The sequence below is a fragment of the Rhodococcus sp. 05-2254-6 genome, from assembly GCF_002258565.1.
Taxonomy (GTDB): Bacteria; Actinomycetota; Actinomycetes; order Mycobacteriales; family Mycobacteriaceae; genus Rhodococcoides.
Map to the genome: position 1 here is coordinate 1 of NZ_NOZF01000066.1, position 11,018 is coordinate 11,018.

Annotated in this window: 9 protein-coding genes and 1 pseudogene; 5 read left to right on the forward strand and 5 right to left on the reverse strand. The window is 64.6% G+C overall.

From position 1 onward, the window contains the following. Window positions 1-247: carbon-nitrogen hydrolase family protein (locus tag CH256_RS08530; protein WP_256989404.1), on the reverse strand; the 247-nt coding region annotated here is incomplete at its 3' end. Between CH256_RS08530 and CH256_RS08535 the strand changes: the two are divergent. Then, window positions 219-671, forward strand: a pseudogene (locus tag CH256_RS08535) (carbon-nitrogen hydrolase family protein); the annotation flags it as partial. The gene CH256_RS08530 and the pseudogene CH256_RS08535 overlap by 29 nt on opposite strands. Then, a complete protein-coding gene (locus CH256_RS08540) occupies window positions 668-1,729 on the forward strand; it encodes an MSMEG_0565 family glycosyltransferase (RefSeq protein WP_094669307.1) in 1,062 nt (353 codons plus the stop codon). The pseudogene CH256_RS08535 and the gene CH256_RS08540, both read left to right, overlap by 4 nt. Here the strand turns inward: CH256_RS08540 and CH256_RS08545 are convergent. Genes CH256_RS08545 through CH256_RS08555 form a run of 3 tightly spaced genes read right to left on the reverse strand, consistent with a single transcriptional unit; the run spans window position 1,711 to window position 6,456 of the window. Further along, a complete protein-coding gene (locus tag CH256_RS08545) occupies window positions 1,711-2,742 on the reverse strand; it encodes an adenylate/guanylate cyclase domain-containing protein (RefSeq protein WP_068048696.1) in 1,032 nt (343 codons plus the stop codon). The genes CH256_RS08540 and CH256_RS08545 overlap by 19 nt on opposite strands. Next, window positions 2,735-4,162 (reverse strand): HAD-IB family hydrolase, encoded by a 1,428-nt coding sequence (locus CH256_RS08550; RefSeq protein ID WP_068048699.1) that lies wholly within the window; start codon window positions 4,160-4,162, stop codon window positions 2,735-2,737. Before CH256_RS08550 ends, CH256_RS08545 begins: the two co-directional genes overlap by 8 nt. Continuing rightward, a complete protein-coding gene (locus CH256_RS08555; protein ID WP_094640564.1) occupies window positions 4,159-6,456 on the reverse strand; it encodes a glycerol-3-phosphate 1-O-acyltransferase in 2,298 nt (765 codons plus the stop codon). The genes CH256_RS08550 and CH256_RS08555 overlap by 4 nt, the downstream gene beginning before the upstream one ends. Window positions 6,457-6,868: 412 nt before the next feature. Here CH256_RS08555 and CH256_RS08560 point away from each other — a divergent pair, with 412 nt between their 5' ends. Together CH256_RS08560 and CH256_RS08565 are read left to right on the forward strand one after the other, a co-directional pair. Beyond that, window positions 6,869-7,594 carry a DUF6319 family protein gene (locus tag CH256_RS08560; RefSeq protein ID WP_094669309.1) on the forward strand — a complete coding sequence of 242 codons (726 nt, stop codon included), beginning with the start codon at window positions 6,869-6,871 and terminating at the stop codon, window positions 7,592-7,594. A 66-nt stretch (window positions 7,595-7,660) separates the two neighbouring features. Then, complete coding sequence (locus tag CH256_RS08565; RefSeq protein WP_094669311.1) at window positions 7,661-8,317, forward strand: peptidase S1 family protein; 657 nt, start codon at window positions 7,661-7,663, stop codon at window positions 8,315-8,317. 82 nt (window positions 8,318-8,399) lie between these two features. Here CH256_RS08565 and CH256_RS08570 read toward each other — a convergent pair whose 3' ends face one another. Beyond that, the gene (locus CH256_RS08570; protein WP_179272037.1) at window positions 8,400-9,062 is read right to left on the reverse strand and encodes a TetR/AcrR family transcriptional regulator; all 663 of its coding nucleotides are present in this window, start codon (window positions 9,060-9,062) and stop codon (window positions 8,400-8,402) included. A 138-nt stretch (window positions 9,063-9,200) separates the two neighbouring features. On the opposite strand from CH256_RS08570, the gene CH256_RS08575 reads away from it, so the two are divergent. Continuing rightward, window positions 9,201-11,018 (forward strand): MFS transporter (locus tag CH256_RS08575; protein ID WP_094669313.1); only part of this gene is annotated, 1,818 nt, incomplete at its 3' end.

Genomic DNA, 11,018 nt, shown 5'->3' on the forward strand with positions numbered 1-11,018 from the left:
TGATTCTCGCGCCGTCGAGCGCCAACGTCCGCGCCGACTCCGGGAACGTCTTGTCGTAGTCGATCAACATGCCCATCCGCCCCACCGGGGTGTCGAAAGCCTCGAAGTGGTCACCGGCCGCATAGGCGAGCGACTCCCCGAGCGGCTGGTGCACCTTGCGGTGACTACCCAGGATGCCGTCTCCGGTCAGACAGGCGGCAGCGTTGTACCGCAGTCCTTTCGACACCCCGGTGGGGCGGATGGGCATGTTGATCGACTACGACAAGACGTTCCCGGAGTCGGCGCGGACGTTGGCGCTCGACGGCGCGAGAATCATTGCGGCCCTGTCTGCGTGGCCTGCCAGCGTCACGGATCGAGCGTCTTCTCTTCCGAACGATCGGCAGTCCCGTCTGTTCGATCTGTACGACGCTGCCCGCGCGGCCGAGAATCAGGTGGTGCTGGTCTCGTCCAATCAAACCGGAGTGATGGGTTCGCTGCGCTTTCTCGGGCAGGCGAAGATCGTCGGCCCCGGTGGCGACGTATTGGCTCGGACCTGGTCCAAAGGAGGCCTTGCGGTGCACGAGATCGATGTCGACGCCGAGGTCGACCGAGCGCGCCGGGGGCTGCATCACTTGGCCGAGCGTCGGGTGGATGCGTATCCGAATCTGTTGCAGGAGAAACCGGGTCAGTGAAGATCAGTTTGTCGACCTACTCGTCCAAGCCGCGCGGCGGAGTGGTGCACACACTGGCGCTGGCCGAGGCGCTGGCGCGCGCCGGGCAGGACGTGTCGGTGTGGTCCCTCGGCCGCGGTGGCGACAGTACGTTCTTTCGTGACGTGGACCCCGCCGTCGACATCAGAATGGTCCCGTTCGAGCACCGGGAAGGGGAGAACGTCGGAGAACGAATTCTGCGGTCGATAGATGTTCTGCGGCAGGCGTTCACACCGGAGGAGTACGACATCGTCCATGCGCAGGACTGCATCTCCGCCAATGCCGTCGGCCGCTGCATCAGGACCATCCATCATCTGGACGAGTTCACCACGCCCGAGCTGGCCGCGTGCCACGAACGCGCGATCACCGCCCCGTACGCGCGCATCTGCGTGTCGGCGGCGGTGGCGAGCGACGTTCGCCGCGGATGGGGATTCGAGCCCACGGTCATCCCCAACGGCGTTGACGCCGAGAGGTTCACCGCAGCGGCGCAATCGGACCGATCGCACTGGCGCGGGAAGCTCGGCCGATACGTGCTCGCCGTGGGAGGCATCGAACCGCGCAAAGGCAGCCTGGATCTACTCGACGCCTTCGCCCGGCTGCGTGCGCACGACCTGCGATTGGTCTTCGCCGGCGGCGAGACGCTGTTCGACTATCGCGACTATCGCGCCGAATTCGACCGCCGCGCAAGCGAACTCGGTATCGAACCGGTGATACTCGGTACCGTCGACGACGACGAGCTGCCGCACCTCGTGGCACAGGCTGCTGTGCTGCCGTTCTTCTCGACCAAGGAGGGCTTCGGACTGGCCGCCATGGAAGCACTCGCGGCGTCGACCCCCGTCGTCGCGCGAGATCTCCCGGTACTGCGAGAAGTGTTCGGCAACAGCGTCACCTACGCGTCCTCGGCGCAGACCATGGCAGCCGAGCTCGAACGTGCCGTGCGGGAACCGCAGGATCCGCTACCGGGCCTGACGCTGGCGCACAGCCTCACGTGGGACGAGGCTGCGCGTAAACATCTGGAGTTCTACTCCTCGCTCCGGTGACCGCTGCGCTTGTTGCGCTTGAGCCGATGGGGCTTGAGCTTGTGGAAACCCTTGACCCGTAGTGAGCGAATCGATTTGAGGTAGAACTCGGAGTCGTGACGCAGTTCCTCGGTCATGACGGTGTCGACGAGAGTCGTTCCCGGATTGGCCGAACTGGTCAGGCGCGCAGCGATGTTGACCACCGACCCGTACAGATCACCGTAACGGGCGAGAACCGGACCCCAGGCCAGCCCGACCCGCAGGTCCGGCATGTCTTCCTGCTCGGCGAAGGCGTCCTGCAGATCGAGGGCGATGTGGGCGGCGTCCTCGGGAGTCTGCGCGCTGAACATCACCTCGTCGCCGACGTTCTTGATCACCGAACCACGCCCGCGCGCAATGATATTGGTGGCGAGTGACTCGAACTCCTCGAGGAGCGTGGTCAGTTCGCCGATGTCGAGTCGACGCGTCAGGCTGGTGTAGCCGACCATGTCCGCGAAGCCGACGGCCATGACGGGGCTGTCGGTGGCGTCGTCGGGAGCGGCGATGGACCGTCCGGCCGCCGCGGCCAAGTGCCGTCGCCAGGTGTACGCCTGGAGCGCTTCGAGGGTGGGGACCGTCTCGGCAGCGATATCCCTGGCGTTGTGCCGGATGGTGTCGATGTCGTTCTGGTCCTCGTCGCTGCTGGTGATGCGCTCGAGGATGTGAGAGTTCACCACGCCCACTTGCCATTCCGCGAGTCTGGACATCGACTGGCCGAGAGTGCGTGCGATCGCCACCTCCATCTCGGGCTTGATGACTTTCTGCTCGGTGAGCCCGGTGATCAACTTCAGTGCCTCGAGGTCCGCGTCGGTGTAGACGACGGCCTCGGTATCGGTGTGGATGGGAAAGCCCATGCCGATCCACAGCGCGATCACCCGTTCGAGCGGCAACCCCGACCTGTCGACGATGTCGGACCGGGTGTACTTCGGAGTGCCCCCCAGAAGATTGCGTTCGATCTCCGCTTGCACCACCGAGTTGATCTGGTTCTCAGGCATATCCCAACGTTCTGTCGAAATAGGAACGGACATCGTCCACGTACGCGTCGATCTTGTCGGGCTCCCAGTCCGTGGTGGGAATGGGCTCGCCGATGGTGACCTTGACGGTACCGGAATGGACGGTGAAATCCTTTTTCCACATCACGTCACCCGCGTTGTGGATGACGATGGGAACGATGGGCACTCCGGCCTGCATCGCCAGGTGGAAGCCGCCCTTCTTGAATCGGCCGAGACGCGACGTCGGCATCCGCGTGCCCTCGGGCGCGATGGCGACGGAAATGCCACTGTGCAATTTCTCTATGGCCGGGCGCATCGCCTCGCGCGCCTGAGAGGGATCACCACGATCGACGTAGGCGACGTCGAAAATTCTGCCCAGCAGTGCGAATCGTGGGTCGCGTTCGAGTTCTCGTTTGGCGACCGCGGTGATGTCGCGTCGAAGAATGGAGGTGACGATGATCGAGTCGGCAGTGCTCTGATGGTTGAACATGAACACGGCAGGTCGCGCCGACCACGCGTTCTCGGTGCCGGTCACGTCGAGCTTGACTCCGGCAATGGTCAGAGCGATGTCCGGCGCAATGGTGCTGGTGATGTTCGCTCCGTTGCGCCTGCTGCGCGTCAGTAACCCGAGGCCGAGGCCGATCGATGCGCTAGCCAGCACCGACCCCAGAGCTGCGGTGCTGCGCACGGCCGAGGTCAGATCGGTGCCGCGCTTGGGGCTCTCCAACGTGAGCGACGGCCACTTCTTCTTGGCGGCGTAGCGCTGCAGTTCGGGATCCGGGTTGAGGGCGATGGGACGGCCGACGGCCTCGAGCAGTGGAATGTCCTCACCGCCGTTGGAGTAGGCGAAGCAGCCGGCGAGAGCGATTCCCTCACGTTCGGCGTAGTCGATCGCGGCCTTGGCCTTACGTGGGCCCCACAGCGAATCGCCGACCAGCTCCCCGGTCAGGATGCCGTCGGTGACCACCGGGGTGGTGCACAGCAGTGTCTCGAACATCATGTCCTGCTGTACGGGCAGCGCCTGGTACGGCGTGGCCGAGGTGGCCATCACCAGTCGATGACCGGCGTGACGGTGTGCTTCGACAAGGATGCGGGCTTGTGGGTAGATCATCGGCGCGATCTCGTTGCGGAACAGCGTGTCTGCCTGTTCCATCAGATCGTCTTCCCGACGGCCCTCCAGGCCCCGGACGGCCTTGCCCATCAGGTTGTCGACCGGGGAGTTGCGCATCCGCATCTCGACGACGGCACTCGATATCTCCCACAGTTCCTTGACCGTCACGTCGAGAGTCTTGAGTCGTTCGAGAAATACTGCACGGGCCGAGAATCCGTTGATCAGCGTGCCGTCCAGATCGAAGAACGCAACGGTGTCCCGGCCGGGTGGAGCGGCGGCGATCGCAATCAGTCGATCGTCGAACTCGGTCATGAATTGTTCTCCTCGGGGGCCGAGATCGGTTCTACCTCGCGCAGCATGCGGTGGGCCATGTCGCGGATCGTACGCACCTTGCGTGCCCACTCGTCGATCTCGAGCGCGAAGTCCCGCCTGCGGCGCGCGATACCGTCGGACGTGGAATCGACCAGATCGCGATTCTCGGCCAATTGCAATGCTGTATCGAACAATTCGCCGGAGATCGACTCGCTGTGATCGAGCTGCTGACGAAGTCGTCTGGCTTGAGCTGCACCGAGGCATTCCGTGATGAACTTCGCCTTGTCGAACTCACCGCTCTGCGGCAGCAACATCAGCTGATCGGCAACCACCTGGTACGCCTCGAAGATCGGCTGCAGCACGCGGTGCGCCAGATGCAGATCCTGCGACTGCAGTTGTCGCGCAGCATAATCTGGATCGCTGATGTTGGCGCGCCAGTCCGGGTCGATGAGATCGACCTCGGATTCGAGCCGCTCGCCGAAGTCCTTCTTGTCGCCGAAGAAGAACTCGAACTTGAGCAGATCGCGTAACTGCAGTGCCGACTGCCACAGCGACTCCTGGGTCAGTGGCGTCGAATCGCCGCTGGTCGGCAGCACGACCAACTCGCCGATGGCGCGCATGACGAAGAAGTGGATTGCGTTGTTGCGGAAGAACGCTGCGACCAGATGCTTGTCCTGAGCCAGGTAGAACAGGGGCTCGGGACCGTCGTCGAAACGCTTGACGACGTTGGCGTTGACCTGTGCGATGACGGCCGAGCGCACGACGTCGACGTCGGCGATGTCCACGCCGCCCGCGGTGGGCAGGTTGCGGCGCTTGATGTAGCGGGCGAGCGGGGCGATGATGGCCCACATCTCGTTGACGTTGAGGGCGCGATCCTCGATGCCGAGCAGGGCCATGGTGACCAGCGCCGCGGGCGTCACCGGAGTCGCGTCGTTGATCGCATGGGATACACCGAGCGCGATCTTCTGCACCGCCACCCGCTTGTCGGAGTTCTCGGCGACGATCGACGCCACCGACATCGGCTCGCCGAAGTTCAGGTACACGTTGCCGCGCAACGTGCCCTGCGCGCGGATGTACCCGATGGCCATCCGAATGCCCTCGGCCTGCTTCTTCGCGCCGTGCGATTCCTCGGCCATCGCACCGACCTCGTGCAGCCGGTCGTAGGTGATGGACGTCGGAACCAGGTACACGTCCTCCGCATCGCTGGTCTCGAGTGCGTCCACCAGATAGGTCAGCAGGCCGAACCGCGGCGGGCGGAGCTTCCCGGTGCGGCTACGGCCGCCCTCGATGTACCACTCGAGGTTGAACCGCTTGCTCAGCAGGAAGCTCATGTACTGACGCAGCGTCCACTTGTAGATCGCGTCGGAGAACTTGCGCTGGATGAGCACGACGCCACTGCGTTTGGCGATCGGGCCCAGCGGCCAGAAGCCGACGTTGATGCCGCCCATGACGTGGTTGAGCGGCAGGCCTTCGGCCAGCAGGGCAGGACGCAGTACGAGCGGGTCGAGATAGGAACGGTGGTTGGGCAGGAACACCAGCGGATAGTTCTTGTTGAGTTCGCGTACCTTCTGCAACTGATCACGGTCCACGTCGACCTTGTACGCCCGGGAGAAGTACGCCCCGAGGGTTCCCCACATCTCGACCGCGCGGCGGGTCTCGGTTGCGACCATCTCACCGAGGATCTCCTGGACGCGGGTGTCGACGGCGTCGCGATCCTGGCCGACCTCCTCGGCGAGTTCGGTGATTCCGTCCCGGAACTTCTTCTGTTCCGTCATGTCCTCGACGACGAATCGCGGGATCTTGTACTCGGAGCCGATGACGCCGCGCTCGGCCTTGTCCAGCGCCAGACTGGCCTGACGAAGAATGAACGATGACAGGGACGTGCCGCCGCCGCGCTCGAACCGATCCTGCAGATCACTGAGAGTCGCGGGCTCGCCGACCAACACCGCGGAGTGGTCCGGGTCGTCGCCTGCCACCCATCGCTGCCACACCTGCGTTGGCTTGGACCGACCACGGGGCGCGAAGATTCGGTGCAGAATGCCGCTCTTGCGATCGGACAGAGTCACCCGCAGCGGGATCAGCAGCGGATCGTCGGCGTAGCCGCGAACACTGTCCGAGAGTGACGTTTTCGCCTCACCGGAGAGCACCACCGAGGGTGGTCGCGGTTCGCCGTCCGGCGTGGTGGCGTCGATCCACTGATTCAGAGCCTGAACCTCGAGGGTGGATTTGGCGTCGAGCAAATACACGTGCGGACCGTCGCTGAGCGACTGTTCGTCCGCGTCGAGGTGGTACATCGAGACTCCTGTTCCGTACCTTCGCAAGGAGGCACGCCGTCAGGCTACGCGGCAGAAACCGTGTGCGAGGGCGGTTCGGTGAGGTGGTTCCGGGACACCGATCTCGCCCGGGAGTCGCGCGGCTACTCGCCGGTACCCTGGCGGGGCCGATGGCACCTCGAGTGTGCGCGCGGCGCGCAGTCCGGCTGTCGTATACTGTGAGAGACATCGGCCTTCTCGGCCAACCAAATCTAAGTGTTAATCCAAGTTACAGTTACTTGTGGTTACAGTTACTTGTGGTTACAGTTACTTGGATTAACAGATAACCCCCTCTCGATACGCCGATCCGACGCGCCCTGTGCTGCCCCGGCCGCATCTCACCTGCAAGTGTGCGACAGTATTCGCAAACACTTTCGAGAAAGGCCGGTAGTCGATGCCACCCCGTGGGCGCGCCGTGAACGATTCGTTGACTCCCGAGAATCTGACGGCTCTGGCCGCGGCGCTCGCCGAGGGGCGTCGCGCCACCGTCTATCTTCGCGAACCCAACCCGAGTCTGGGCCTGCCCGAGGGGACGTCGGCGAAGGTCGTGTCGATCGACGGCACCACGGTCACCATCAGCCCGAAGGGTGTCAACGACGAATTGCCCTACGAGGCAGAGGAACTGCGCATCACTCGCAACGCGGCAACTCCGCCTGCGCCGGCCAAGCGCGTGCCCGCGAAGAAGGTGGCACCGCCTCAGGCGACGCCGGCAAGGAGCGCCGAGCCGGTGCAGCCCAAACCCGTAGCGGTTCGGCCCGACGCGGAGCCGGCACAGCCCAAGACGGTGGCGGAACGCCCCAAGGCCGTGCAACCGCCGAGTCCGGCTCCCCGTCGAGCCAAGAAGGCACCGGGCGGCGTCAGCGTCACCATTCATGCGGGGGCCGACAACGATTGGTCCGTCACGGTCACCCAGGGGGCGAAGCGGCCCACCAAATCGCAACCGGTGAGCCCCGAGTCGGTGAGCCGCGCTGTTCGGGAGTTGGGCGACCCCACTGCACGCGACGCAGTCGAGGCAGTCATCTCCCACGCGCGCGAGGAAGCCGCCCGACGCGTTGCAGAACTGAGCCGTCAACTCGAGGAGGCGCGCACGACGCTTGCCGCCCTCGAGCAGGACGTATGAACGACTCGCTCGTGTTCGTACACCTGTTGTTGCTAGGGTTCTGCCGACACCGCTGAGAGGGAGTACATGTTCAAGAAATTCATGCTCGTCGTCGTGGGGGCGGCTGCAATCGTAGCCAGCGTCGGCGTGGGGTCCGCATCCGCGGCCACTCCAGCTGCTCTCGGCGGCGGCTCGGGAATCATCGTCGGAGGCGCGGCCGAGTGCACGCTGACGACGATCGGTAACGACCGCAACGGAAACCTGGTCGGCTTCACCGCCGGTCACTGTGGCCAAGCGGGCGCCTCCATCGTCCCCGAGTACGACACCTCCCTCGGTGAGGTCGGCCGCATCGCGTTCTCCAACCCGGAATACGACTACGCCCTCATCGAATTCCAGCGTGACAAGGTCGCACCGATCAACCGCGTCGGCAACGTGACCATCTCGCAGGTCGGTCCGCCGACGGCGTTCCCGAACATCGTCTGCAAGGAAGGCCGTACCACCGGCAACACCTGCGGACTCGCGTACGGCGACGTCCTGCAGTCGCAGGAGACCTGGGCGCAGCTGTGTGTCGTCGAAGGTGACTCGGGCAGCCCGGTCGTCGTCGGCAACACCCTCGTCGGCATGGTCAATGCCTACCTCGGCGTGGCGTGCTTCGGACCCGAGGTCGGCACCAACTTCGACGCGATACTCCGCCACGTCGATCAGGGCAACGGACTCGGCGCAGGATTCGTCCCGGCTCCCTAGATCCACCCGTTTTCGGCCGAAGGCCCCGTTCGCACAACACACTGCGACGGGGCCTTCGTCGTGCGTGGGGTCGGTACTGCTCTCAGCGGGCGCGGGCGGACGACCGAACATCTGCGACTATGCGTTCCGCGTCGTCCGGCGCGATTCCCAGCAGCACCAGGCTCGACGTCGTCGCCGCTCCGGCCGGATCGCCGATCAATCCGGCGTTGGTGGCGTCGAGGATCGACAGCGCAATGGCCTCGATATTGAGAATCAGCACTTCGGCGGCGAGGTACGAGGAGAACACACCCTCGCGCTGTCCCCGTCGGATGACCGCGGCGGCCGACTCGCGCATCGGAGTCAGTAGATCGTGAATGCTGTTGTGTCCCAGATCGGACCGTGCGACCGCGAGTAACAGCCGGTACTGATCTCCGACGCGTGCCAGGGCCAGTGTCTGCCGAACGAACACCGTCACCGCCGATTCGTCTGCGGCAGGAACGCGGTTGAGCGCAGCCGAAATTCGTTCCGCTGCTTCAACGGCGATACCGTCGATCAACGCTTCGCGAGAGGCGAAGTGGGCGTACACGGTTCGCCGGACCACTCCCGCAGCGGCGGCGACGTCGTTGATCGTCGCATCGGGATTGTCCGCCAGTACCCCCTGTGCAACGTGCAGAATTCGCGCTCGATTGGATCGGGCGTCACGTCGTTGCACGGGCGGCGCAGCTGCGTCCCGTGCAATCGAACTCGACTCCGTCGTCTTACGCACAGGACAACATCTAGCACGATCGCGGGCGGGGAGTGTGGTTGCCGCCACAAAAGATTGCCGAGCCTAGTCGACGCTTCCTAAGCTGCACAGCACTGTGCAAGGTGTGTCTCGCACTTTGCCAACGGGGGGGAACACACGATGACACTGCTTGCGATGACGCCTGTCCAAGATATGCACAAACCGTACCCACGACGCTGGTCGGCGCTGGTGGTGTTGTGCCTGAGCCTGCTGATCGTGGTCATGGCCAATACGTCCCTGTTGGTCGCCGCACCGTCGATGACACTCGATCTGAGTCTGACGAGCAGCGACCTGCAATGGGTGATCGACGGCTACACCGTCCCCTACGCGTCGTTGATGTTGCTGTGCGGGGTGATCGGAGATCGCTACAGCCGCCGCGGCGCTCTGATTCTCGGCCTGATCATCTTCGTCGCCGGATCTGTGGCCGGGGCACTCACCGATGCCACCCTCGGGGTGATCCTGGCCCGCATCGTCATGGGTGTCGCCGCAGCCATCGTCATGCCCGCCACACTGTCGCTGTTGGTCGCCACCTTCCCCAAGCGGGAGCGCGCCACCGCTGTCACCGTGTGGGCGGCAACCTCGGGACTCGCGATCGCGGCCGGGCCGCTGTTGGCGGGCTGGCTTCTCGAGAGCTTCACCTGGCACTCGACGTTCCTGATCAATGTTCCGATCGCGCTGGCCGCCATCGTCGGTGCCGTCGTGCTGGTCCCGCCGTCACGGGCCGTCGACCCGGGTGCGATCGACTGGATCGGTGGACTGCTGTCGGTGCTGGCCGTGTCGACCATCGTGTACGCCATCATCGAGGGGATGCACTTCGGCTGGACGGTCGGGCCGCTGTACTTCGCGCTCGTCGGGTTGCTGTCGGTCCTCGGCTTCGTGGGATGGGAACTGCGGCATCCCAATCCGTTGCTCGACGTCCGGATGTTCTCTTCCCGCATCCTCAGCGGGGCCACCCTCGCGGTGCTGATCTTCTTCCTCGTCACCTTCGGCGCCATCTACTTCGTCGCCCAGTATCTGCAGTTCGCTCTCGGCTACGGTCCGGTGTCCACCGGCGTTCACCTTTTGCCGTTGGCCGGTGCGGTCTTCGTCGGATCCGGAATCACGATGTGGCTCACGCCGAAGCTGGGACCGCGCGTCACCGTCACCGCAGGCATGATCGTGGGAACGCTGTCGGTCGTCTCGCTCATCGGGATCGATTCGACGGCAACGTATTCCGACTTTCTTCCGGTGCTGACGCTGCTCGGTCTGGCAATCGGACTGTCCGTCTCGCCCTGCACCGACTCCATCATGGGCGAGTTCCCGGACAGCAAGCTCGGAGTGGGCGGCGGCCTCAACGACACCGCCCTCGAACTCGGCGGATCGCTCGGTATCGCTGTGCTCGGATCGGTGCTCGCCGCGTCCTACCGCCAGGGCATCGAAGGATTCCTGCAGACCTTCCCCGGCAAGCAACCGAACGGCCAGTACACCGGGCAGGCGGCGGAAGGGCTTGCGGCATCGCAGGATTCGTTGGCCGGTGCGGTGATCGTCTCCGACGTCATCCGTGACCAGAACGCATTTCTCAGTGGGTTCGCCGACAATCTGGAGGCCAATGCCGTCGCGGCGTTCGGTGACGCAGTGGTGCACACGAGTGTTGTTGCCGCCGTCGTGTTCGGCGTCGGCACGGTGATCGTAGCGCTGCTCATTCCGTCCAAGAATGCGACTGCGGCGACGTCGTCGGAGAAGATCGAGTTCGAGCCGATCGTGCCCTTCGTCGCGCCGCCGGCAAAGGACCCGGTAGCCGATCGTGAGGTTGCAGAGCTCGAGCAACTACTGGAGCGGCCGTCGGCGAAGCCCCAGAATTCCGGCGCACGGCACGCGTTGCGAACCGCGGAGGAGACCGCACCGGCACCTGCGCGCACCGTGGCCGAGTCGGCTCTGGTGGACGCCGAGCTCGAGCGT